Source organism: Pseudomonas sp. MWU13-2862, assembly GCF_023242495.1.
GTDB lineage: Bacteria > Pseudomonadota > Gammaproteobacteria > Pseudomonadales > Pseudomonadaceae > Aquipseudomonas > Aquipseudomonas gingeri_D.
In genome coordinates, this window is sequence record NZ_JALMEZ010000017.1 from 1 (window position 1) to 25,267 (window position 25,267).

Here is a 25,267-nt window from a genome sequence, read left to right on the forward strand (position 1 = left end):
ACCACAGAATTTCATCACGGCCTCCTCACAGCAAAAGACTAAGTTCGCACCTTGAATTTTGCGCCACCTCCGTGAGGTGGGGAGGCCGGCCAGATGATTCTCAGATATCATGGGCCAGGGCGACACTTCGCAGCGCCTGCTGGTTGAGCAAGGGCACGCCGACCGAGGCCTGTCTCGCTGCGGGAAGGCGGTCGTAAAAGCCTCGGGCCAAGGGGCAGGACTCGCCGTGACAGGCCTTGTCCAGGTGTTCGCAGGCCTTGTCCCGGGCCACCAACTCCAGCACCCGCAGCGGCAACTCGGGTGAGCGCCCATAGAGGACCTGCGCCGCATCCAGGGCCAACTGACGACCCGGGGTCTTGGCCGTCAGGAAAAACACCTTGTCCAGTTGCTGCGGCGCCAGGGCCTTAAGCATCGGGAACAGCGTGCCGAGGGTCTTGCCGATCCCGGTCGGCGCCTGGGCCATCAGGCAGCGACCGGTGCTGACGGCCTTGTACACCGTCTCGGCCAGGGTTCGTTGGCCGGGGCGAAAAGCGTCGTGGGGAAAGGCCAGGTCCCGGGCTGCCTGGTCGCGGGCCTGGCGATGGCCGGCCTCCTGCTCGGCCCAATGCAGGAAACGTTCGCACTGCTGCACGAAGAACGCCTCAAGCTGCGCGGCGCTCCAGGTTTCCCGCAGCACGGTTTCCTTTTCGCTGACGATATCGAAGTAGACCAATGCCAGGTTCATTTCCGGCAGTTGCAACTGCCGGCAGAGCAGCCAGGCGTAGATCCGAGCCTGGGCCCAGTGCAGTTGGCGATGGTTGGCCGGCTGGGCGGCAAGGTCGCCGCGATAGGTCTTGATTTCCTCCAGCAGGTTTTGCCCCGGGTCATAGCCATCCGCCCGGCCCTGGACCTTGAGGTGACGGTAATGCCCTTCCACCGCCAGTTCCGCCTGGTAACCCTCGGCGCGCCGCGAAGCCACGGTGCGATGGCCGAGCATGCCCTCCTGGGCCGTCGGCGACGGCGTGAAGCGCAGGTCCAGGTCGCCGACCTTGGCGGTGAACTCGCACAAGGCGCGCACGGCAACGCGGTAGGTCAAGGTTCCTCCACTGTCCATTGCACATAGCAGACGGCAATCGGCATCTGGTGCTGGCGGCAGAACTCCAGCCAACGCAGCTGGTTGTCCTGCAAGCGGTCACCCGGGCCTTTGACTTCGATCATCCGGTAGCGCTTATCCGCCGGCCAGAACTGGATCAGGTCGGGCATGCCGGCGCGGTTGGCGCGGATATCCAGCAGCAGGCGCTCGAACCAGTGTTGCAGATGTTCGGCGGGCAGGCAGTCGAGGGCCTGCTCCAACAACTCCGGGGTGAGGATATTCCAGAACACAAAGGGTGATTGCAGGCCCCATTTGGCGTTGAAGGTAGAGCGGATGCTGTCCCGGTAGCGACCGTCCTCCAGTTGTCCCAGGCACTCGGCGAACAGCTCGGCACGACGGGCGTGGAAGTCTTCGTCATGCAGGTCCGCCGGACCGCTCTGGAACGGGTGGAAAAAAGCCCCCGGCAGCGGCGCGAAGATCGCCGGCCAGCACAACAGGCCGAACAGCGAATTGACCAGGGTGTTTTCCACGTAGTGCACCGGGGCCTGCGGTTCGTGCAGGTGCCGGGCGACGCCTTCCTCGACGGACAGGGCCGGGTCATTGACCAGTACCAGGTCCAGCCGGGTAATCGCCACCGGCGCTATCGGGGCAATCGCCGGCAGGCCGAGCTTGCGCCGCAGCCGTGGCAGGATACGCAGCAGATGCTGTTGCTCTTCGGCGCTGCGGGGCGCGTCCTGTGCCTGCAACGCCAGGTCCATGGCCGACTGGAACTCGCCCAGGCGTTCGAGCACGCGGATCCGCCGCAAACGTGCCGGCGGGTGGCTGCAGCCGCTATAGATCGCCAGTGCGCCGGGCCAGTCCTGCAAGCGCTCGCTCTGCTGCCCGAGCTGGAACAGCAGTTTGCCCCGACGCCGTTCCAGCCAGGGGTTGTCGGTGTCCAACCGGTTGACGTGCTGGTGTATCAGGCCTGGCTCCTCGCCGGCCTCCAGGGCCTCGCGGGCTGCATGCAGATGCAGGTAGCCATCGAGGTCGGCGCGGCTGCGCAGGCCGCGGGACGACGCTTGGAGTTCGACCTTTTCATAGGTAAAGATGCCCAGGTCCGCCAATACGAATTCGGACCAGTCCTGGTACAGGTTGCCAAAAAACATCAGCCGCAGGCGGTCGCACAGGAGCATCACCTGCAGGCTGTAAAGCGGTTCGGGAATGCTCGGGCACCATCGGGCAAACGACCGGTTCTCGTCGAAGCGCAGGGCCAGTTGCCCATAAAGCTCCGGTTTGTTGGCCCTGGGCTGGGTGATATCGGCCTTGAAACTGCTCAGCACCTCGGCCTTTTGCAGGACCGCGAACAACTGCGCCAGGCTTAGGGGCGCGTCATCACGTACCCAGCCCAGGACCAGCAACGGCCGCGCCGCCTGCTCGGGGTCGCCGATTTCGGCATAGTTCAGCTTGCCGGCGCGAAAGTGCTCGCCCTTGCGCATCACCATTCTTACCAGCAAGGCCCGGGAGGCCTTGGGCAAGCCGGCAAAATCGCGGATAAAGGCCTGCTCCCGAGCGTCCAACAGGTCGGCATAACGCGCGGCCAGCCAGTCGAGCACTTGCTGGAAGTTGTTCAGGTAGTAGAACGGATCGTCGAGGGGCTGGGTTGTCACAGGCGGGAAGGACCACGGTTATCGAATGCTGGTTATGCATACAGATAACAGGCCCTCCCGCCCCTGGCAAATACAAACGGACAAAGGGCGCCTCAGTCGAGCTGTTCCAGGCGCAAGGCATCGGCCAGCACGCCCAGGGCCTGGTCCAGATGACGGTGGGCATTGGCGGTGCTGCACAGACGCAGGTGCTGCTGATGCAAGCCATGCAGGCTGAAGAGTTCGCCGGGGGCGATGACGATCTTCTGCTCCAGCAGTCGCTCGAACACCTTGCGCATGTCCACTGGCCGGGTCGCCTGCGCCCATACCGTCGCGCCCCCCTCTGGCGGCACGAACGCCAGGCTGTCGGCCAGACGTTCGCGTAGCAGACCGCCCATATGCGCCATGCGCTCCTGCAACAAACGACGCAAGGTCGCCAGGTGCTGATCAATCCGACCGCTGCTGTAGAGCCGGGCAATCGCCTTCTGCCGGGTCGGCGACATGCGGAACGAACGCAACAGGAAATGCCGCTGCAACTCCGCCCCCAGGTGCCGGGACAGCAGGTAGCCGAAAGGCGCCTCGGCGCCCATGATCCGCTCGAAGCTGGCGAACACCAGCAGGCGATCAGGGTCCACCAGGTCGCGCATCCGCGGTCCGCCAGGCTCGAAGGCGAACTCGCCATGGCTGTCGTTTTCCAGTAACCAGACGCCGAAATGCTCCAGCAACCGTGCCAGGTGCTCGCGCTGTACCAGGGGCATCAGGCTGCCACGGGGCACACTGAGCCCGGAAGACATCAGCAACAGCTTGACCGGCTGGGTCTGCAGCAAATGCTCCAGGGCCATCAGGTCAAAGCCACCGTCGTCCAGTAGCGGCAACTCGACGATATTGACTCCGCCGGCCTGCAACAGCCGTAGAATCACCCAATCGCAGGGCGACTCCACCAGCACCGTGGCCTGTTTCAGGCTCATAGCGGCCATCAGGGTTTCCAGCACGCTGCGCAGGTCCGCGCCGATATAGACATCGTCGGCATGCCAGTAACGCTGGGCCGAGGTGGTGTAGCGCACGGCCAGGGCGGTGCGCAGCTCCAACTCGCCAAACGGCTGGAACTGTGGCGCCTGCTGGCGCGGGTACTGGCGCACCAGCTCGCGTTCGAGCAACAGCAACGGATTGTCCAGCGACAACAGCAGCGCCGGCTCATCGCTGCTCAGCACCAGGGTACCGGGCCGCCGCGAATGCACATACAGGCGCTCCAGCACATCGGCGCTGCCACTGACAAACGACACCCCGGAGACCGGTAGCGCGTAGTAACCCGACTTGGCGAGCGAGTACACCCGCCCCTCCTTTTCCAGCAGGGAATAGGCGTACTGGATGGTCGAAATCGAAACATTCAGGCGCTCGGCCAACTGACGCAGGGACGGCAACTTGACCCGGGCATCGGTCTCGACTTCACTGATCAGGCTGACCAGATAACGGTAGACCGCCTGGTAGGCGAAGTCCGAGTGTTTACGCCCCTTGTCAGGTAAGGGTTGAGTCATGTCCTGTGGTACGGACGAATCCGCACCCGGCTTGGGAGTGTCTGAAACTATCAATACCAATCCTTTTTAACGTCCCGACAAGACTTCTTTGAATACTTCACCGTTGTCGGGATTGACGATGTCGATGCGGTACTTGTCCGGGTCGCTGGCGCGAACCCGGGCAATCAGCGAACTGACGCCGGAAAAGTCCACCTGGGCCTTGGTGTAGAGATCACCAAGCAAGGTCGGGGTCAGGCCGCTGACTTCGCTCAGCCATTGCCAGATCTGCTCGGCCCCCCCCTGCCCCGACAGCGCCTTGTGCAAGTCCGGCAGCGCCACCAGCATGCCGGGGTGGTAACTGCGCAGGAACAGCTCGAGCCCATGGCCACGGTTGACGAAGGGCGCGAACAACAAACAGGTCAGTTGCACTTCGCTCAGGCCGAAGGCCTCTTGTGCGTAGGCACTGGCCAGCGCCCGTCGATCGAGGATCTTCTCGTCGCTGTCATAGGCCCCCATGGCCTGCTCCACCAACCGCGCCGGCATGCGCTTGCGGCGCATCATGGCGGCGGCCAGTTGCAGGTACTCGCCGATGCCACCCTCGTAGCTCAAACCCCGCACGTACTGCGCCTGCAAACCGCGCATATGGGCCATCAGCAAGGGATTGGCGCAATCGGATTCGCTGAAGTGGAACGCCAGGTCATCGAACTGGAAACCGAGAAACTCGGTCAGCAACGGCCAGCGCTCCTCAAGGTCGCGACCGACCAGGTCATAGACGCTGACCAGCATCGGCGCCGAGGCCCGACTGGAACGACTGATGGCCGGACCTTCGGGCTCCACCAGGGCCTCGCCATACAGCTCGCGGTAATAATCCAGGCCGAGGTCGTGACAGGTTTTGACCGCCTCGTCGAACTCCAGCGCCCGCCCTCCGGCCCAGGTTCGCTCCGGCGTCTCGGTCGCCCGCAGCAACCAGGTCATGTACTGCTTCTGCTCCCGGGGCGACTCGCCGCTGACCAGGGCATCGACGCCTTTATCCCAAGCACTGGAGCGCTCGTAGAAATCGGCCATGGACAGATAACAGCCATTGCAGAAGGTCGCGCGCCCGTCACCCGCGGTCAGGTGGCCGCTCATCAGCAGATTGCGACGGTTGATATCGCGATTGAGTTCCGACATCGGCAGGCGATGATTGAACGGCCGGACATGTTTGTTATCCACCATCAACAACTCGACCCGGGGGTCGTCATAGACAAACAAGGCACTGTAACTGCGGTGGATATTGTGCATGACCGTAGCCGTCACACCGGCATGGCGCAACGTGGCGACCCGCAGGTTGAAGGTGGCCGGCGAACGTCCGGCAATACTCAACTGCGCCGCCCGCAAGAACGCCAGCGTATAACTGCTGTCCTTGCCGCCGCCGTGGGCCACCATGACCTTGAATTCGCCAATACGCTCAATACCGCCCGCCGCTACGATCAGACGTTGAATCAACAACTGCAGTGCAATACGTTCAGCGCGCGTAAAGTAACTCATCAGACGCTGCAACACCTGCTGATAAACATAATTCATTGCCTGCTCATGAATGGAGCTCATAGCCTTTATACACCTGGTTTGAGTTCAGTGTCGGGCAAACAGCGCTCGCATTACCGGCAGCGGCCGGATCAGACGGAAGATTGCCTGCCCCATATAATCCTGAATGCGGACAAGCAACACCCGAAGTATTGCACAGGCCTGAAACACCCACGACAAGAGCTTTCGAGCATGACCGACGTCACGGATTGCCAGTTAGCGCTGGGAGTCTGCGTGCCAATAAAAATATCTTAGGAATATTCTTACAATGACCTACAACTATTAACTACCCGCAAGAATTTAACGACATAAGGAAACCATCTTCGCCCGAGACCCTGAAGACGAGACATCCCACACGTTGCATTCAAAAGAGTTCGACCTGAAACTTCGAAAAACAACGAGACTCCGATACGGCGGCTGGTAGTGAACCATAACTCATTCCTTGAGCTGTAAGTGACGCTTCAATTATCAGCACTTAACCGGCGATTAACAGATACAGAATCCGGCAAAAAACCGGTTCAGTTGATGGTATTTTTCGGCGCGAGTAAACGCCTGGAAAGTTGTTAGTAAATATTTCAAGGCATTAATAAAAAACCCCGTATCGCAGAACGATACGGGGTTATGTCAAACCGCTTCAGTCAGCTCAACTGGGCTCAACTTGCAGCGCGACCCGACCGCGGCACGGGCAACCATCCATGAAACGGTGCGCCTCGACAAACTCGTCGAACGGGAAAGTCCGGATTTCCAGCGGCGGCAACACCCGGTCGGCCGTCAACTGGTTGATATCGCGCAAGGCCCTTTGCAGCGCCGCCTGATCCTGGACGATGCCCAGTTCCGGCTTGCCGGTGAAGTTGCCGATGCAGTGGACGAAGAACTGGATGTTCTTCTGGAACGCCGCACACGCCGGGAACGGGGTCTGGTTGCCGCCCTGCAGGCCGTAGAGCACCAGGCTGCCACGGGGCGCCAGGACATCGCCGAGCATCGACATCTGTGGGCCACCAAGGCCGTCGAAGACCATGTCGACGCCACGGCCATCGGTGTATTTGTTGACCTGCATCAGCAGGTCCTGCTCTTCGGTGACAATCACCTTGTCGGCACCCAGGGACAACAGGTACTCGCGCTCTTCCGGGATCTTGGTCGCGGCAATCACCTTGGCACCCAGGGCCTTGCCCAGTTGCACGAAGGACGGCCCGGCACAGTGGCTGGCATCGGTGACCAGGGCGAACTGCCCCGGCTTGACCCGCGCCAGGTCCACATAAGCGAAATAGGCGATCAATAGCGGCGTGTAGTGCACGCTGGCCTGGACCGGGGTCAACACATCCGGGTAACGGGTCAGGGCCGAGCGTGGCAGGACGATCTGCTCGCCATAGACCGGGTAATCGTTGGGGCTCTGGGCCGGGAAGCTGGCGACCTTGTCGCCGACGGCCAGGTCATCGACGCCATCGCCGATGGCGGTGACCACACCGGCCATCTCATGACCGATACCGGCCGGCAGGCGGGCCTGGGACGACGCCAGGTTCTGCCGCCAGAGAACGTCATACCAACTGATGCCAATGGCCTCGACACGCACCTGCACTTCGCCCGGCGCAGGCAGGGTGGCCGTATGCTCTTCGCATTTGAGCACCTCGGCCGGGCCAAACTTGTGAAAACGGATCGTGCGGGACATCGCAAACCTCGTCAAATGAACCTCTAATGCCACGAACTCTATCCGGGCTTTTCGTGCAAGACCATCAGTGGCTATTAATAGTCGACATGCCTGTCATTGATTGGCGACCATTGTACACAGTTCAAATTTCCGTGCGAATCAACCACTTTTGCCCGTAAGATTGACCTTCCCCGCCAGTGAATATCCTGTGAAGCGAGCCCGATGAACCGTAACGACTTGCGTCGCGTCGATCTGAACCTGCTGATCGTATTCGAAACCCTGATGCACGAGCGGAGCGTGACCCGGGCCGCCGAAAAGCTGTTCCTCGGCCAGCCGGCCATCAGCGCGGCGTTGTCGCGCCTGCGCAGCCTGTTCGATGACCCGCTGTTCGTGCGCACCGGCCGCAGCATGGAGCCGTCGGCCCGTGCCGTGGAGATCTTCGCCCTGCTCTCCCCGGCCCTGGACTCGATTTCCACCGCGGTCAGCCGCGCCTCGGAGTTCGACCCGGCCACCAGCACCTCGGTGTTTCGCATCGGCCTGTCCGATGACGTCGAGTTCGCCTTGCTGCCGCAGTTGCTCAAGCGCCTGCGCGCCGAGGCGCCCGGCATCGTCCTGGTGATCCGCCGCGTCAACTATCTGCTGATTCCGGCCAAGCTGGGCTCCGGCGAGATTTCCATCGGCGTGTGCTACACCACCGACCTGCCGGCCAACGCCAAGCGCAAGGTGCTACGCCGCAGTTCGCCGAAATTGCTGCGGGCCGACACCATGCCCGGCCCGATGTCGCTGGATGACTTCTGCGCGCGGCCCCATGCCCTGGTGTCGTTCGCCGGCGACTTGAGTGGCTTTATCGATACCGAGCTGGAAAAACTCGGGCGCAAGCGCCACGTGGTGCTCGCGGTGCCGCAGTTCAACGGCCTGAGCACCCTGATCTCCGGCACCGACATCATTGCCACCGTGCCGGACTACACCGCCGATGCGCTGACGGCAGCCGGTGGCGTGCGGGCCGAGAACCCGCCGCTGGACACCCAGACCTTCGAACTGCACATGGCCTGGCGCGGTTCCCAGGACAACGACCCGGGCGAACGCTGGCTGCGCTCGCGGATCCAGATGTTCTGCGGCGACCCGGACAGCCTCTGACGATTGCCCGGATCCCCCGACAACGGGCCGAAGCGTCAATCCAGCACCCTGTCCATCCATCAGGTCATGTTGCCTACAAATGGCAACGCCAGATACAGCTTGATCACAATGGCATTGGCGATATCGATAAAAAACGCCCCCACCATGGGGACCACCAGAAACGCGATCCGCGACGGGCCGTAACGCTGGGTCACCGCCTGCATGTTGGCAATCGCCGTGGGCGTTGCGCCCAGGCCAAAACCGCAATGCCCGGCGGCCATGGCCACGGCATCGTAGCTGCGGCCCATCGCCCGGAAGGTGACGAAGATCGCGAACAGCGCCATCAGCACTGCCTGGGCCGTCAGCAGGATAAAGATCGGCAAGGCCAGCGCCGCCAGATCCCACAGTTTCAGCGACATCAGCGCAATGGCCAGGAACAGCGACAGGCTGACATTGCCCAGCACCGATACCTCTCGTTCGAACACCTCGTGCCAACCCAGCACCGACAGGCTATTGCGTAGCAGCACGCCGACAAACAGCACACAGACGAAGGTCGGCAGCTCAAGGGCCGTGCCCTTGATCAGCTCGCTCAGGAAGGTACCGGCCAACAGGCTGATGGCAATCAACGCCAATGTCTCGATAAACGAACCCGGTGTGATCATCCGCTCGCGATTGGGCTGCTCGAAGCCCTTCGGCATGCTCGGTACTTCACCGATCAGTTCCTGGGTCTTTACACGCTTCAGCAGAAACCTGGCCACCGGCCCGCCGATCAGGCCTCCCAGCACCAGGCCGAAAGTCGCCGAGGCCATGGCCAGCTCTGAAGCCGACGCCACGCGATACTGCTCGGTGAACACCGAGCTCCACGCGGCGCCGGTACCGTGACCGCCCGATAAGGTGATGGAACCGGCCAGCAACCCCATCAGCGGATCCAGGCCCAACGCGGCGGCCAGTGACACACCGAGGGCGTTTTGCACCACCAGCAAGCCCACGACCACCAGCAGGAAAACACCCAGTACCCGTCCGCCTTTCTTCAGGCTGCTGAAGTCGGCGCTCAAGCCAATTGTAGCGAAGAAGGCCAGCATCAACGGGACTTGCAGAGAGGTGTCGAAGCTCACTTTAAAATCGGCGAATACCCGCAGGAGCAACAGCACCAGAGCCACCACCAGGCCGCCGGCAACGGGCTCGGGAATGTTGTAGGTACGCAGGAAACCAACGCGGCGACAGAGTCCGCGACCAAGCAGCAGCACCAGCGAAGCGGCTACCAGTGTGCCGTAGAAGTCGAGTTGAACCATATGGATAATCCTCGGTAATTATTTTTGTCTGACCCTGTTCTGGACAAAGTCGAGCCGCCCCGACAACCCGAATGTCGAGGTTTGAATAGGCGTGTTCGTGTCGTTGATTAACGGAGTCGATAATCAAAGGAGGCGAATGAATGGGTGTCCGAAACGTGGTCCCTGTCTGAAATTGCGATCCTGCAAAGGCTCACGGTATGTTTACCGATCATGTAGGACAACGCCCTGCTAACGTACCGACCCGTCGGTCGGACTTGCCATTTTACTGAACCTTTTTGCAGGCGATGTAGGCATTATTCCCATCAATGACCGGATAATTCTGAATATCCAGATCGATCGCCGTGTAACTGTCCTCCGTTGCAAGGGCCTTTCAAGACGGTAGCGACATTCCCGACATTACCCTGCGCGACAGCGCCCCGCGGGATGACGCCAGAGGGGCTTTTGCATTCCCAGCAACAGTGATTTGTCATTTCCGGAATAGATAGCAACCTAACGGAAAGCGCATGCTAGAGGGCTCGAGTCGGATTGATATCATTCCGAATGATAGTTACCTTCGCTTCATTCGATTCGTGCGCAACCACCCCGCCACAGCATGATCCGCCCATCTCAATAGATTGGCGGACTCCCCCCATGGAACAGTCACTTAAACTTTTGCGCTTCCCTCTGGCTGCCCTGGCGGTCGTGGTGATGAGCGCCTGCGGTAAAGCGCCCGTGGCGGCAGGTGGCGCGATGCCGGCAGCCAAGGTCAGCGTGGCCAAGGTCATCGAGCAGCCCGTCAATGAATGGGACGAGTTCACCGGTCGCCTCGAAGCCCCGGAAACCGTCGAGATCCGTCCGCGCGTCTCTGGGCAGATCGACTCGGTCGCCTTCACCGAAGGCGCCCTGGTGAAGAAAGGCGATCTGCTGTTCCAGATCGACCCACGTCCTTACCAGGCTGAGGTCCATCGCCTCGAAGCCCAATTGCAACAAGCCCGCGCCAGCGCCAGCCGCAGCGCCAACGAGGCCGAGCGCGGCAAGCGCCTGCTGACCAGCAACGCGATTTCCGCCGAACTGGCCGACACCCGCAGCAGCTCCGCCCAGGAATCCAAGGCCGCGGTCGACGCCACCCAGGCGCAGTTGGACCTGGCGAAACTGAACCTGAGTTTCACCCGCGTCACCGCCCCGATCAGCGGCCGCGTCAGCCGTGCCGAAATCACCGCCGGCAACATCGTCACCGCCGATGTCACCCCGCTGACCAGCGTGGTTTCCACCGACAAGGTCTACGCCTACTTCGACGCCGACGAGCGGGTCTACCTCAAGTACACCCAACTCGCGCGCCAGGGCAAACGTGGCCAGACCACCCCGGTCTACCTCGGCCTGTCCAATGAAGCCGGCAACCCGCACCAGGGCGTGATGAACTTCGTCGACAACCAGGTCAACCCCAAGACCGGCACCATTCGCGGTCGCGCGGTGTTCGACAACGCCGACGGCGCCTTCACCCCGGGCCTGTATGCACGCCTGAAGCTGGTCGGCAGCGGCACCTACGCCGCCGTGCTGATCAACGACGAAGCCGTGGGTACCGACCTTGGCAAAAAGTTCGTGCTGGTCATGGACGCCGACAAGAAGACCGTTTACCGCTCGGTCGAGCTGGGTCCGAAAATCGAAGGGTTGCGCATCGTGCGCAATGGCCTGAACAAGGACGACACCATCATCGTCAAGGGCCTGCAACGCGTTCGCCCTGGCTCGCCCGTGGATCCGGAAGTGATCCCGATGGCGTCCAAGGAAACCCTCGCGGCCCTGGCCCTACAAAAACAAGCCCTGGAAGCCAGCAACCTGCCCCAGGTCACGCCCGCCAAGAGCGCACCGGCACCGGCTACCAAGCTGGCCGTAGCGACTCCACGCGGTTAAGGGATACACACGATGAATTTTTCCCAGTTCTTCATATCAAGACCGATCTTCGCGGCGGTGCTTTCGCTGCTGATCCTGATCGCGGGTGCCATCTCGCTGTTCCAGTTGCCTATCAGTGAATACCCGGGAGTGGTACCGCCGACCGTGGTCGTGCGTGCCAACTTCCCTGGCGCCAACCCCAAGGTAATCGGTGAAACCGTGGCCGCGCCGCTGGAACAGGCGATCACCGGCGTCGAGAACATGCTCTACATGTCCTCGCAATCCACCGCCGACGGCAAGCTGACCCTGACCATCACCTTCGCCCTGGGTACCGACCTGGACAACGCGCAGGTACAGGTGCAGAACCGTGTGACCCGTACCGAGCCGAAACTTCCAGTGGAAGTGACGCGGATCGGTATCACTGTCGACAAGGCCTCGCCCGACCTGACCATGGTTGTGCACTTGACCTCGCCGGACAAACGCTACGACATGCTCTACCTGTCCAACTACGCCTTGCTCAATATCAAGGACGAGTTGGCGCGCCTCGGCGGCGTGGGTGACGTGCAGTTGTTCGGCATGGGCGACTATTCCCTGCGAGTCTGGCTCGACCCGAACAAGACCGCATCGCGCAACCTGACCGCCACCGATGTGGTCAACGCCATTCGCGAGCAGAACCGCCAGGTCGCGGCCGGCCAATTGGGTGCGCCCCCCGCCCCCAACGCCACCAGCTTCCAGCTGTCGGTCAATGCCCAGGGGCGCCTGGTCTCCGAGGAAGAATTCGAGAACATCGTGATTCGAGCCGGCGACGACGGCGAGATCACCCGCCTGAAAGATATCGCCCGGGTCGAGCTCGGCTCCAGCCAATACGCGCTGCGCTCGTTGCTGGACAACCAGCCGGCGGTGGCGATCCCGATCTTCCAGCGTCCGGGCTCCAACGCCATCGATATCTCCAACGAAGTCCGCGCCAAGATGACCGAGTTGAAGAAGGACTTCCCCGAAGGCATGGACTTCAGCATCGTCTATGACCCGACGATCTTCGTCCGCGGTTCCATCGAAGCGGTGGTTCACACCCTGTTCGAAGCCCTGATCCTCGTGGTCCTGGTGGTGATCCTGTTCCTGCAGACCTGGCGTGCCTCGATCATCCCGCTGGTAGCAGTACCGGTGTCGCTGATCGGTACCTTCGCGGTCATGCACCTGTTCGGCTTCTCGCTCAACGCCCTGTCGCTGTTCGGCCTGGTACTGGCCATCGGTATCGTGGTGGACGACGCCATCGTGGTGGTGGAGAACGTCGAACGAAATATCGGCCTCGGCCTCAATCCGGTGGAAGCCACCAAGCGCGCCATGCGTGAAGTGACCGGTCCGATCGTGGCCACGGCGCTGGTGCTGTGTGCGGTGTTTATCCCGGCGGCCTTTATTTCCGGGTTGACCGGGCAGTTCTACAAGCAGTTCGCCCTGACCATCGCCATCTCCACCGTGATCTCGGCATTCAACTCGCTGACCCTGTCGCCGGCACTGGCGGCCGTACTGCTTAAAAGTCACGACGCACCGAAGGATGGTTTCTCCAAGGTCCTCGACAAACTGCTGGGCGGCTGGTTGTTCCGTCCGTTCAACCGCTTCTTCGACCGCGCCAGCCATGGTTATGTCGGTACCGTGACCCGCGTTATCCGTGCCAGCGGCATCGCCCTGGTGCTGTACGCCGGCCTGATGGTCCTGACCTGGTTCGGTTTCGCCAGCACCCCGACCGGTTTCGTCCCGGCCCAGGACAAGCAATACCTGGTGGCCTTCGCCCAACTGCCGGATGCGGCGAGCCTGGACCGTACCGAAGACGTGATCAAGCGCATGTCCGACCTGGCCCTGAAACAGCCTGGCGTGGAAAGCGCGGTGGCCTTCCCTGGCCTGTCGATCAACGGTTTCACCAACAGCCCGAACGCCGGTATCGTGTTCGTGACCCTGAAGCCTTTCGACCAGCGCAAGGACCCGAGCCAGTCCGCCGGTGCCATTGCCGGTGCCCTGAACGGCAAGTTCGCCGGGATCCAGGAAGCCTACATGGCGATCTTCCCGCCTCCGCCGGTACAAGGCCTGGGCACCATCGGCGGCTTCCGCCTGCAGATCGAAGACCGTGGCAACCTGGGTTACGACGAGCTGTACAAGGAAACCATGAACATCATCGGCAAGAGCCGAAGCGTGCCGGAACTGGCCGGATTGTTCACCAGCTACACGGTCAACGTGCCGCAGGTCGATGCCGCTATCGATCGGGAAAAGGCCAAGACCCACGGCGTGGCCGTCAGCGACATCTTCGACACCCTGCAGATCTACCTGGGTTCGCTGTATGCCAACGACTTCAACCGCTTCGGTCGCACCTATCAGGTCAACGTCCAGGCCGAACAGCAGTTCCGCCTCGAGTCCGACCAGATCGGCCAGCTGAAAGTGCGTAACAACAAAGGCGAGATGATCCCCCTGGCGACCTTTATCAAGGTCAGCGACACCTCGGGTCCGGACCGCGTCATGCACTACAACGGCTTTATCACCGCGGAAATCAACGGCGCCGCCGCACCGGGCTACAGCTCCGGCCAGGCCCAGGTGGCGATCGAGAAACTGCTCAAGGACGAACTGCCCAACGGCATGACCTACGAGTGGACCGACCTGACCTACCAGCAGATCCTCTCGGGCAATACCGCGCTGTTCGTGTTCCCGCTCTGCGTACTGCTGGCGTTCCTGGTACTGGCCGCCCAATACGAAAGCTGGAGCCTGCCGCTGGCGGTGATCCTGATCGTACCGATGACCCTGCTGTCGGCGATTACCGGGGTGATTGCTTCCGGTGGCGACAACAACATCTTCACCCAGATCGGCCTGATCGTACTGGTGGGCCTGGCGTGCAAGAACGCGATTCTGATCGTCGAGTTCGCCAAGGATAAACAGCAGGAAGGCCTCGATCCGCTGAGCGCGGTACTGGAAGCCTGCCGCCTGCGTCTGCGGCCGATCCTGATGACTTCCTTCGCCTTCATCATGGGTGTGGTGCCCCTGGTGTTCTCCAGCGGTGCCGGTGCCGAGATGCGTCATGCCATGGGTGTGGCGGTGTTCTCCGGGATGCTCGGGGTGACCTTCTTCGGTCTGCTGCTGACGCCAGTGTTCTACGTATTGATTCGCCGCTTTGTCGAGCGCAGCGATGCTCGCAAAGCCGCCCGGGCCCTCAAGCTGGAGGCGCAACAATGAGCAGTCTGAAGGCCTTTCTACCGAGCCTGCTGGTGCTGGCGCTGGGCGCCTGCACCGTCGGCCCGGACTACAAGACCCCGGCCACGGAGAAGGCGAACATCACCGCCGCCACCGATGGCAGCGCCGGTCAGAAGAACTATGACCGTGCGCACTTCCAGGGTATCTGGTGGCAGCAGTTCGACGATCCGACCCTGAACCAGCTGGTGACCCAGTCACTGGCCGGCAACCGTGAATTGCGCGTGGCCTTCGCCCGCCTGAAAGCGTCGCGGGCGATCCGCGACGATGTCAGCACCGAAACCATGCCGACCATCACCAGCCGTGCCAGCGCCGACCTCGGCAAGGGCCAGGTGCCGGGCACCACCGAGCAGCGGGTCAATAGCGAACGCTATGACCTGGGCCTGGACATGGCCTGGGAAGTCGACCTGTTCGGCCGTATCCGCCGCAACCTGGAAGCCGCCGATGCCGACCAGCAGGTGGCCGAAGCCGACCTCTACCAACTGCAAGTCACCATGATTGCCGAACTGGTGGATGCCTACGGTCAACTGCGTGGCGCGCAACTGCGGGAAAAGATCGCCCTGGCCAACCTGAAGAACCAACAGGAATCCAAGGGCATCACCGAAAGCCTGCGTGACGCCGGTGTCGGCGATCAGCTCGACGTGGTCCGTGCCGACGCCCGCCTCGCGGCGGTCGAAGCCACGGTGCCGCAATTGCAGGCCGAACAGGCCCGTGAGCGCAACCGTATCGCGACCTTGCTCGGAGAGCGTCCGGACACTTTGACAGTGGACCTGGGTCCGAAAGACCTGCCGGCGATTTCCAAGGCCCTGGCCATTGGCAATCCGGGCGACCTGCTGCAACGCCGTCCGGATATCGTCAGCGCCGAACGCAAGCTCGCCGCCGCCACCGCGCGGATCGGCGTGGCCAAGGCCGACCTGTTCCCCCGGGTCAGCCTCAGCGGCTTCCTCGGCTTTACCGCCGGGCGCGGTTCGCAGATCGGCTCGCCGGCCGCCAATGCCTGGGCCCTCGGTCCGAGTATTACCTGGCCGGCGTTCAACCTCGGTAGCGTCAGGGCCCGTTTGCGCGGTGCCAACGCCGAGGCCGAAGGCGCCCTGGCCAGCTACGAGCAGCAAGTGTTGCTGGCCCTGGAAGAAACCCAGAACGCCTTCAGCGATTACGGCAAGCGCCAGCAACGGCTGATCTCGCTGATCCGCCAGAGCGAATCGAGCCGTGCCGCCGCCGATCTGGCTGCGATTCGCTACCGCGAAGGCACTGCTGACTTCCTGGTCCTGCTCGATGCCCAGCGCGAACGCCTGGCCGCCGAAGACAGCCAGGCCCAGGCCGAGACCGATCTGTATCGCGGCATCGTGGCGATCTACAAGTCCCTCGGTGGCGGCTACGAGCCACAGACGGTCGCCAGCAGCAACTGATTCAAGACCTCCCGGGGTTGGATGCCCTCCGACCCTTTTTCAGCCCCGCGCCACCTTGGTCGCGGGGCTTTTTTTCGTCCGTGAATAAGCCCTGGCAATAGCGTTGCTGGATATTTCAGCAGCTTCGAATTGCTCTAACGAACTGTCATTTCTGACAGTTACTGGTGGAGTGGGCCCAGGGGTACGGTAAGTGCGCGCACAGATCGTGCGTTCACACTCATCGCAAGGAGAAGCGTTATGAAACGCCCCTCTCGTCTTGTTACTTCACTTGGATTGGTTATCGCAGGTGTCAACCTGGCCACGACGGCCCAGGCTGTCACCTGGACCGACAACATGTACAACGTCACAGTTATGCCGTTGGTGTCACTAACAATCATCTGACGATTGCCAACTCCATTGGAAAGGACTTCGTCCACTACGCCGTTTCAGATCTCAATTCAGGCGGGGCCACTATCCTGCCGTCGTTGTTCACCTCCAGTGCCGGAGTCGCAGGGGCCTGCGCCGCGGGCGAGGTCACGCCGGTAGTCTGGACCGCCACCGGGACAGCGAACAGCCTGCTCCCGCCACTGCTCGGCTCGGTCACCAACTGCAATCCGGCGGACATCAGTGACGCCGCCATTTTTCGCCCGTACACCCATCGACCGGCCCCGAGTGCCTTTGGCCTCGGGGCTTTTTCAAGCAGCGACTTGGCCTTTTCGGGCCATCTCGGGATATGCTCGTCGCCAGGGGCCGAACTGATAGCTATTTGCCCCGAAAGGACTGAAGGTCTAAAGGGGTTGGGCAATGTCACAGTCAGTCTTCCAGTTGTTCCTGACCCAGCGCCTGGCCGCGCTGGCCGGGGCCGATTCGCTGCGAGCCATCCGCGAAGGCCTGCTGTGGCTGCTGCCCTGCCTGCTGGTGTCGACGGCGTTCCTGATCCTGTCGGCCTGCGCCCGCCTGGCCGGGCTGCCCGACGACTGGGTGAATTTCCTCGCCGGATTGCACGAGAAGATCAGCGGCATCCTGCCCTTGCTGGTGGCCGCCTCCATCGGCTATATGCTTGCCATCCGCTATCGCCTGCCCCAGGTGCCGGTGGCCTTCCTGTGCCTGGCCCATGTGGAAATCGCCATTTACCTGCTCAGCGACTTTCCCCGGGCCGCGGCCACCCTGGTGCTGTTTATCGCCATCGCCTCGCCGCTGATCAACGTACCGATCATGGCCTGGCTGTACCGACAATCCTGGACACGGCTGGTACGGGAAAACGTGGTCGGCTTCAATGTCCGCGACAGCATCAACGTGGTGCTCCCCGGCCTGATCGCCACCGCCCTGCTGGTCACCGTGCTATCACTGCTGCTGGAGATTCCCCTGGTCGCCCAGATGCAGGTGCCCTTCGACCGCGGGGCACTGGAGCATCCCTACCGCTACGGCGCGCTGATCAGCGCCAGCAACTCGGTCCTGTGGTTCTTCGGCATCCACGGCCTGCACGCCATGCAGCCGGTGTTCAGCGTCCTCGACGAGGCGGTGACTATCAATCAGATCAACCTCGCCGCCGGGGAACCGCACCGCTATATCCTCAACAGCGGCCTGCTGGGCTGTTTCGCCTTTATCGGCGGCTCCGGCGCCTCGCTGTCACTGATCGTCGCCGTGCTGCTGTTTACCCGTGACCGCTCCCTGCGCCTGCTGGCCCTGGCCGCGGTGCCGCTGTCGTTGTTCAACGTCAATGAGATCCTGCTGTTCGGCCTGCCGATCATTCTCAACCCGCGCCTGTTCATCCCCTTTCTGATCACCCCGCTGCTCAACGCGCTGATCGCGGTGGCGGTGACCCAGGCCGGCTGGGTGGCACCGATGGTCACCGGCATGCCGCTGAACTCGCCGGTGCTCCTCAACGCCTACCTGAGCACCAACGGCGACTGGGCCGCGGTGGTCCTGCAATTGGTGCTGCTGGGTATCGGCAGCCTGATCTACGCCCCCTATGTGATTGGCCTGCACCGTCACCAGGACGCCGACAACGGCATCTATATCAAGTCCTTCGACACCACCTTCCGCAGCCTCGAGGAAAAGGGCCGGCTGTTCGAACTCGACCCGGTGGCGGCCTCGTACAAGAACGACGCCCGTCGTGCCCGGGAAGTGGACCGCATCCGCCAGATCAGCGAATACGAGTTTTACCTGGAGTTCCAGCCGCAAATCTCCAAGACCACCGGCCTGTGCACCGGTTGCGAGGCCCTGATGCGCGCCCGTGACAAGGACGGCAATACCCAGCAGCCCTGGGAGTTCCTCAAGTGGCTGGGCCAGGCCAACCTGATGCCGGATGTCGACCTGTGGGTGGCCTCCCAGGCGCTGGAGCAATATCGGCGTTGGCACAAGGCCGGCTTTGAACTGCCGATGACCATCAACGTGACCGGCGCCACCTTGTGCATGCCGGAGTACGGCGAGCGCCTGCTGGAGATACTCGCCCAGGCCCAGGGCATGATTTCCGTCGAACTGACCGAGGACGCCCTGGTCGGCGATGTCCAGGTGATCAACCGCCTGATCGAGCGCCTGCACGGTTTCGGCGCCAAGCTGTATATCGATGACTTCGGCACCGGTTATTCGGCGTTGAGTTACCTGCACCAGTTCAAGATCGACTGCATCAAGATCGACCGCAGCTTTGTCGTCGCCCACTGCCATCCCGAGGGCGCGCGGGTCTTGAATGGCATGCTGCGGCTGTGTGAAGCCCTGAACCTGGGGATCATTGTCGAAGGCGTGGAAACCCAGGAGCAGTACGATGCCCTGCACTCGTCGACGGAACTGGTGATCCAGGGTTGGTACTTCAGCAAGGCGATCCCCGGCGAGCGCATGGCGGAATTCGTCCACCAGCGCCAGTCATTGACGCGGGAGACCAGCGGCTTGATGCTGCCCGGCTAATGCCGTCATAGAGCCCTTCGATCATCTTGTCGGCCAGGGTGATTGGACAACGGCGGGCAGCGGCGCTTAAGGTGCAGTACCGTCATTTTTCCCAAGCCCCAAGACCCTCGCCATGATCGTCCGCTCCAAGCCGAACCTGATCGCCATCCTGTTTTCCCTCAAGGGCTCGATTGCCAAGCGCATTGCCCTGCGCTGCCTGCTGGTGACCGTGCTGGCCTCGGTCATCGTGCTGGTGGAGACCTGGCATCCGGACTATTTCTCCAAGGTCAATGCCACGCCCTTCACCTTGCTTGGCTTGTCCCTGTCGATCTTCATGAGCTTTCGCAACAACGCCTGCTATGACCGCTGGTGGGAAGGTCGCAAGCAGCTGGGGCAATTGATCATCGACGTGCGCTCGTTGATTCGCGAAAGCCAGGTGCTCGGCGATGGGCCGCAACGGACCGCGCTGCTGCGCGAGCTCTGCGGTTTTGCCCACGGCCTGATTGCCCGTCTGCGCCTGGAGGACGAACGCCAGGCCATCGAACCCTGGCAACAGGAAACGCCCGCCGCCGGCCATCCGAATGCCACCGACCAGTTGCTGCAACGGATCGGCGCACGTTGCTCCGGGTTCGCGGCACAAGGGCTGATCAGCGAGTACCGCTATACAATCTTCTCGGCGCTGCTGCTCAGCCTCAGCCAGGTCCAGGCCAGCTGCGAGCGGATCAAGCACACGCCACTGCCCTTCCCCTACAACCTGCTGCTGCACCGCACCATCTACCTGTTCTGCATTCTCCTGCCCTTCGCCATGGCCGAACCGCTGGGCTGGCTGACGCCGGTGTTCACCGCCATCGTCAGCTACACCTTCCTCGGCCTGGACGAGATCGGCGACGACCTGGAGGACCCGTTCGGCTTCGATGAAAACGATCTGCCGTGCAATGCGATCCTGCGCAGCGTGGAACGCGAAGTCCTCGCCAGCCTCGGGCACAGCGAACTGCCACCGGTGCTGGAACCGGTGGACTATGTGCTGACCTGAGGCGGGCTGATCGGTGGCGCGGGTTTGACTCCTGAGCGCGGCTGACCGAAGCTGGTACATTCAACGCTCGCCAGCTCACGGACCCTGCATGACGAAGCCTCGCCGCTACCTGCTTACCAGCCTGTCGCTCCTGCTTGCCCTCGGCCTTGTCTGGCACTGGCTGCCCGGCAAGCCGGCGGCGCCCCAGGCCCCGCATATCAATTACGGCCAGGCGCTGAAGCAAGCGCATAACGGCCTGCCCGGCGCGGCGCGGGTGCTCTACCAGCAGCTGGCGCGCAAAGACCTGACGGATGCCCGCCGCGCCGCCCTGCATGCCGAACTGCCCAACTACCCCAGCCCCCAGGCCCTGAAACTGGCCGATGCGGACCTGCAGAACTCCTCGCCGGTGGTTCGCGAAGCGGCGATCCAGAGCATTGTCGGCCTGGTACCCGGGGCCCAGCGCAGCCTGTTGCTCGGCCCGGTGCTGGAAGACCACGAGCAAGCCGTGCGCTTCGCCGCCGCCAACGCCATGCTCGGTTTGTCACCGGACGACCAGGGCTTGTATTACGGCCCGCTGCAACAGGTGGTGGACGAGTACGAACGGACCCTCGCGGCCCAGCCGGAAAGCGCCGAGGCGCAGTTCCAGCTGGCGCGCTTGTATTTGCATGAGGGACAGCTGGACAAGGCCCAGGCGGCGCTGGAGCATGTCTCGCGGCTGGAGCCGGACAACCTCAAGGCGCTGGTGGCCCAGGTCGAATTGCTGGACAAGCGCAACCAGCCGGACCAGGCCCGGCAACTGCTGGCCAAGCAGCTGCAGGTGCAGCCGCAATCGGCCTATCTGCAACATGCCCTGGGGGTCTGGCTATTGCGTCACGGCCAGACCGAACTCGCGGTGCTGGGGTTGGCCAAGGCGGTGGAACTGCAACCGGAGAACGCCGAGTACCGCTACAAGCTGGCCACCACCCTGCATGACTTGCAGCAGGTCGAGGCGGCCCAGCGGCAGTTGGAGGAAATCGTCCAGCGCCAGCCGTCGAACCGCAAGGCGCGGGTGCTGCTGATCAGTTACTGGAAGGAAACCGGGCAATTGCAGAACGTGCAGATCCTGCTGGCCCAGTTGGAGCAGCAGAACCCGGATGATCCGGCGTTGCAGCAGGGGTTGTAAGTGCTCGTCCGCGAGACTTTTGGCGGGTTCGAGGGCCTCTTCGCGGGCAAGCCCTGCTCCTACAGTATGGCGTCGTTCACCGATTGTGTGTACGGCACAACGTTGTAGGAGCAGGGCTTGCCCGCGAAGCTTCTGGCTATCTTGCAGCCCCCATCGCCGGCAAGCCGACACCCACAGGGAGAGATCGTGTTCAGCCGGCTGAGTCGCTCAATAATTTTGAACCCCGATAAATGCCCAAGGTCCAGTACAAGACCCCTCCTAGGTAACAAGAGGTCTGGACTTGACTACATCACTTGCCCCCATCACTCCCAAGGCAGCGACCGGCATTGAAGGGCTGGACGATATCCTCTGCGGCGGCTTGTCCCGCGGCCATGTCTTTCTCCTCGAAGGAGAACCCGGCACCGGCAAGACCACCGTGGCGCTGCACTTCCTGCTCGCCGGTGCCCAGGCCGGCGAACGCTCGCTGTATATCACGCTCTCGGAAACCGAACGCGAACTGCGCCAGGGCGCCGCGTCCCACGGCTGGGAACTGGACGAGAACATCAGCCTGTTCGAGCTGACCCCGCCGGAAAGCCTGCTCAACGCCGACCATCAGCAAAGCCTGCTGTACTCCTCGGACCTGGAACTGGGCGAAGCCACCAAGCAGATTTTCGAAGTGGTGGAACGGGTCCAGCCGACCCGCGTGGTCCTCGACAGCCTGTCGGAGATTCGCCTGCTGGCCCAGAGCTCGCTGCGCTATCGCCGGCAGATCCTGGCGATCAAGCACTACTTCGTGCGTTATGACGCCACCGTCCTGCTGCTCGACGACCTGACCACCGAATCCCTCGACAAGACCGTGCACAGTGTCGCCCATGGCGTGATCCGCCTGGAGGAACTGACCCCCAACTACGGCGCCGAACGACGCCGCGTGCGGGTGGTGAAGTACCGTGGGCAGAAATACCGTGGCGGTTTCCATGACTTCACCATCATGGGCGACGGCCTGCATGTCTTCCCCCGGCTGGTGGCGGCCGAACACCGTGGCCGTTATGTGCGCCAGCAACTCACCAGCGGCATCGTCGAGATGGACGCACTGCTTGGCGGCGGCATCGAAACCGGCTCCAGCACCCTGATCCTCGGCCCGGCCGGCACCGGCAAATCGCTGATCGCGATGGTCTTCGCCGCCGCGGCGGTGGCCCGCGGCGAGAAAGCCGCGTTATTTATTTTCGATGAAGAGCTCGGCTTGCTGTTCGAACGCATGCGCAATATCGGCATTGATCTCCAGGCCCTGCAAGACACTGGCAACCTGTTGATCGAGCAGGTCGACGCCGCCGAACTGTCGCCCGGTGAGTTCTCCCATCGGGTGCGCCGCTGCGTGGATCAGGGCGGCATCAAGACCGTGGTGATCGACAGCATCAACGGCTACCAGGCCGCGATGCCGGAAGAAAATGCGCTGATCCTGCATATGCACGAGTTGCTGCTCTACCTCAATCGCCAGGGCGCGGCGACCTTCATGACCGTCGCCCAGCACGGGCTGGTGGGCGACATGCAGGCCCCGGTGGACATCACCTACCTGGCGGACACCGTGATCCTGCTGCGTTACTTCGAAGCACTGGGCAAGGTCCGCCGGGCCATCTCCATCATCAAGAAACGCACCGGCGCCCACGAGTCGACGATCCGCGAATACCGCATCAATGCGCGGGGCATCACCATCGGCGCGCCGCTGGAGGCGTTCCAGGGAGTCTTGCGTGGCGTACCGACCTACCTCGGTGAAGGCCCGCCCCTGCTCAAGGAAGAAGGTTTGTGACTACCCCCGACGTGGTCTCCGAACGGGCCATCATCCTCGCTCCGCTGGGGCGCGACAGCCAGATTGCCCTGAGGATTCTCGCCGAGGCCGGTTTTCCCGCGGTAATCGCCCGGGACCTGGCGGCACTCGGCGCCGAGTTGGAACAAGGCGTGGGTTTGATCATCATCGCCGCCGAGGCCCTGCGCGAAGCGGACCTGGGCGCCCTGCAGGCGTACCTGCAACAGCAGCCGGCCTGGTCCGACCTGCCGATCGTGCTGCTGACCCATCACGGCGGCCCGGACCAACCGCCCTCTTCCCGGCTCGGCGCGCTGCTGGGCAATGTGACCTTTCTCGAGCGCCCGTTCCACCCGGTAACCCTGATCAGCCTGGTGACCGCCGCCATTCGCGGACGCCGCCGCCAGTATGAAGCCCGCGACCGGCTGTTCGACCTCAGCCAAAGCGAACTGCGCCTCAAGGACACCCTCGAAACCCTCGAACAACAGGTTGAAGAGCGCACCGCGCAACTGCGTCACAACGAGGAAGCCTTGCGCCAGTCGCAGAAAATGGAAGCCGTCGGCCAACTCACCGGCGGCATCGCCCATGACTTCAACAATATGCTCACCGGCATTATCGGCAGCCTCGAGTTGCTCAAGCGGCGGCTGGCCCGTGGTCGCCTCGAGGACCTCGACAGCCTGATCGACCTCGGCGTGACCTCGGCCAACCGCGCCGCCGGCCTGACCCACCGCCTGCTGGCCTTTTCCCGGCGCCAGTCGCTGGACTCCAAGCCCGTCAATATGAACGAGCTGGTGACCTCCATGGGCGAGCTGCTGAACCGCAGCCTCAATGAAAGCATTCGCCTGGAAATGGCCCTCGGTGAAAACCTGTGGACCGCCGAAGCCGACCCCAACCAGTTGGAAAGCGCCCTGCTCAACCTGGTGCTGAATGCCCGCGACGCCATGCCGGACGGCGGCAACCTGCTGGTCAGGACCTTCAACCAATCGCTGGACCTGGCGTTTACCGAAGCCCAGGCCAACCTCGAGCCCGGCGACTATGTGGTACTGCAGGTGCGCGACAGCGGCAGCGGCGTACCGCAAAGCATCATCAACCGGGTCTTCGATCCGTTTTTCACCACCAAACCCATCGGCCAGGGCACGGGCCTGGGCCTGTCGATGATCTATGGTTTCAGCAAACAGTCCCGCGGCCATGTGGCCATCGACAGCACCGTCGGCCAGGGCACCACGGTCAGTCTGTACCTGCCGCGCTACCAGGGTGCCCCGGTGGTCCAGGACGAAGCGCTGCACTCCGGCCATGCGCCCCATGCCGAAGACGGTGAAACCGTACTGATCGTCGAGGATGATCCGGCGGTGCGGGTGCTGGTCAGCGAAGTGCTCGGTGAGCTGGGTTACCGTTTTGTCGAGGCCTGCGATGCCAATGGCGCGATACCGATTCTTGACTCCGGCCAGCGCATCGACCTGTTGATCAGTGACGTCGGGCTGCCAGGGATGAACGGCCGGCAACTGGCGGAAATCGGCCGGCAACTGCGGCCCGGACTGAGGATCCTGTTTATCACCGGTTACGCCGAACACGCGGCGGTGCGCGGCGGCTTCCTCGACCCGGGCATGCAAATGATCACCAAGCCCTTCACCTTCGAGCTGCTGACGGCCAAGGTTCGCGAGATGATCAGTGTGTGACGGGGGTCAGGCCAACAGCTTGCGGATCTGCTCCTGGAGGACATCCAGGTCGAACGGCTTGGCCAGGATCGGCGCGCTATGGGCAATGGGACTGTGGGACTCGCGGATTTCCGCCGGGTAACCACTGATGAAGATCACCTTGAGGTCCGGGCGCAGCTTGACCGCGGGCTCGGCGATCTCTACCCCGGAAACACCACCAGGCAAACGAAAATCGGTGATCATCAGGTCCAGGTTGGGTTTGCTCGCCAGGATCGCGAACGCCTGCTCGCCGTTTTCCGCTTGCAGTACCCGATAGCCCTCGCTGGAAAGGTAGGCCGAAAGGACCATCAGGATCGAGGCATCGTCCTCGACGATCAATACGACGTCTTGTGCATCTTCACTCATGGGAAGCCTTTATTCCTGAAATTGCTGCCAATACGACCATCGGCTCAGCCAGAGGTTGCGTCTG

General features: G+C 62.5%; 16 protein-coding genes and 1 pseudogene. 10 read left to right on the forward strand and 7 right to left on the reverse strand.

Annotated features, from left to right (window positions below):
• Positions 1 to 103: 103 nt before the first annotated feature.
• From M5C56_RS26320 to M5C56_RS26340, 5 genes and pseudogenes are all read right to left on the reverse strand, one after another.
• A pseudogene (locus M5C56_RS26320) lies at positions 104 to 1,075 on the reverse strand (DEAD/DEAH box helicase); the annotation flags it as partial.
• Complete coding sequence (locus M5C56_RS26325; RefSeq protein ID WP_103494855.1) at positions 1,072 to 2,721, reverse strand: VRR-NUC domain-containing protein; 1,650 nt, start codon at positions 2,719 to 2,721, stop codon at positions 1,072 to 1,074. The gene M5C56_RS26325 and the pseudogene M5C56_RS26320, both read right to left, overlap by 4 nt.
• A gap of 92 nt (positions 2,722 to 2,813) precedes the next feature.
• Positions 2,814 to 4,232, reverse strand: a complete 1,419-nt coding sequence (locus M5C56_RS26330; RefSeq protein WP_103494854.1) for a PLP-dependent aminotransferase family protein — start codon at positions 4,230 to 4,232, stop codon at positions 2,814 to 2,816.
• A gap of 66 nt (positions 4,233 to 4,298) precedes the next feature.
• Positions 4,299 to 5,798 carry a hypothetical protein gene (locus M5C56_RS26335; RefSeq protein WP_247263368.1) on the reverse strand — a complete coding sequence of 500 codons (1,500 nt, stop codon included), beginning with the start codon at positions 5,796 to 5,798 and terminating at the stop codon, positions 4,299 to 4,301.
• A gap of 619 nt (positions 5,799 to 6,417) precedes the next feature.
• Positions 6,418 to 7,440, reverse strand: coding sequence for a zinc-dependent alcohol dehydrogenase family protein (locus M5C56_RS26340; protein ID WP_103494852.1), 1,023 nt, complete (start codon positions 7,438 to 7,440; stop codon positions 6,418 to 6,420).
• 201 nt (positions 7,441 to 7,641) lie between these two features.
• On the opposite strand from M5C56_RS26340, the gene M5C56_RS26345 reads away from it, so the two are divergent.
• Entirely contained in the window at positions 7,642 to 8,556 is a 915-nt protein-coding gene (locus tag M5C56_RS26345; protein WP_103494851.1) for a LysR family transcriptional regulator, read from the forward strand.
• A 59-nt stretch (positions 8,557 to 8,615) separates the two neighbouring features.
• Here the strand turns inward: M5C56_RS26345 and gltS are convergent, their stop codons facing one another.
• On the reverse strand, positions 8,616 to 9,827 hold the full coding sequence (gene gltS, locus M5C56_RS26350; RefSeq protein WP_103494850.1) for a sodium/glutamate symporter: 1,212 nt from the start codon (positions 9,825 to 9,827) through the stop codon (positions 8,616 to 8,618).
• Between the two features lie 630 nt (positions 9,828 to 10,457).
• Between gltS and mexE the strand changes: the two genes are divergently transcribed.
• The 9 genes from mexE (at position 10,458) to M5C56_RS26395 (ending at position 24,819) form a co-directional block, all read left to right on the forward strand.
• Entirely contained in the window at positions 10,458 to 11,714 is a 1,257-nt protein-coding gene (mexE, locus tag M5C56_RS26355; protein ID WP_103494849.1) for a multidrug efflux RND transporter periplasmic adaptor subunit MexE, read from the forward strand.
• A 12-nt stretch (positions 11,715 to 11,726) separates the two neighbouring features.
• Positions 11,727 to 14,906 (forward strand): efflux RND transporter permease subunit, encoded by a 3,180-nt coding sequence (locus M5C56_RS26360; protein ID WP_103494848.1) that lies wholly within the window; start codon positions 11,727 to 11,729, stop codon positions 14,904 to 14,906.
• Positions 14,903 to 16,330 carry a TolC family protein gene (locus M5C56_RS26365; RefSeq protein ID WP_103494847.1) on the forward strand — a complete coding sequence of 476 codons (1,428 nt, stop codon included), beginning with the start codon at positions 14,903 to 14,905 and terminating at the stop codon, positions 16,328 to 16,330. The genes M5C56_RS26360 and M5C56_RS26365 overlap by 4 nt, the downstream gene beginning before the upstream one ends.
• 237 nt (positions 16,331 to 16,567) lie before the next feature.
• Positions 16,568 to 16,711 carry a hypothetical protein gene (locus M5C56_RS26370; RefSeq protein ID WP_247263369.1) on the forward strand — a complete coding sequence of 48 codons (144 nt, stop codon included), beginning with the start codon at positions 16,568 to 16,570 and terminating at the stop codon, positions 16,709 to 16,711.
• Between the two features lie 402 nt (positions 16,712 to 17,113).
• Positions 17,114 to 19,213, forward strand: a complete 2,100-nt coding sequence (locus M5C56_RS26375; RefSeq protein WP_103494845.1) for an EAL domain-containing protein — start codon at positions 17,114 to 17,116, stop codon at positions 19,211 to 19,213.
• Between the two features lie 112 nt (positions 19,214 to 19,325).
• Positions 19,326 to 20,225, forward strand: a complete 900-nt coding sequence (locus M5C56_RS26380; RefSeq protein WP_103494844.1) for a bestrophin family protein — start codon at positions 19,326 to 19,328, stop codon at positions 20,223 to 20,225.
• 88 nt (positions 20,226 to 20,313) lie between these two features.
• The gene (locus M5C56_RS26385) at positions 20,314 to 21,366 is read left to right on the forward strand and encodes a tetratricopeptide repeat protein (RefSeq protein ID WP_103494843.1); all 1,053 of its coding nucleotides are present in this window, start codon (positions 20,314 to 20,316) and stop codon (positions 21,364 to 21,366) included.
• Between the two features lie 280 nt (positions 21,367 to 21,646).
• Positions 21,647 to 23,149 (forward strand): ATPase domain-containing protein, encoded by a 1,503-nt coding sequence (locus M5C56_RS26390; protein ID WP_103494842.1) that lies wholly within the window; start codon positions 21,647 to 21,649, stop codon positions 23,147 to 23,149.
• The gene (locus M5C56_RS26395; RefSeq protein WP_103494841.1) at positions 23,146 to 24,819 is read left to right on the forward strand and encodes an ATP-binding protein; all 1,674 of its coding nucleotides are present in this window, start codon (positions 23,146 to 23,148) and stop codon (positions 24,817 to 24,819) included. Before M5C56_RS26390 ends, M5C56_RS26395 begins: the two co-directional genes overlap by 4 nt.
• 6 nt (positions 24,820 to 24,825) lie before the next feature.
• On the opposite strand, the gene M5C56_RS26400 is transcribed toward M5C56_RS26395, so the two are convergent.
• Positions 24,826 to 25,203 carry a response regulator gene (locus tag M5C56_RS26400; RefSeq protein WP_103494840.1) on the reverse strand — a complete coding sequence of 126 codons (378 nt, stop codon included), beginning with the start codon at positions 25,201 to 25,203 and terminating at the stop codon, positions 24,826 to 24,828.
• Between the last annotated feature and the right edge of the window lie 64 nt (positions 25,204 to 25,267).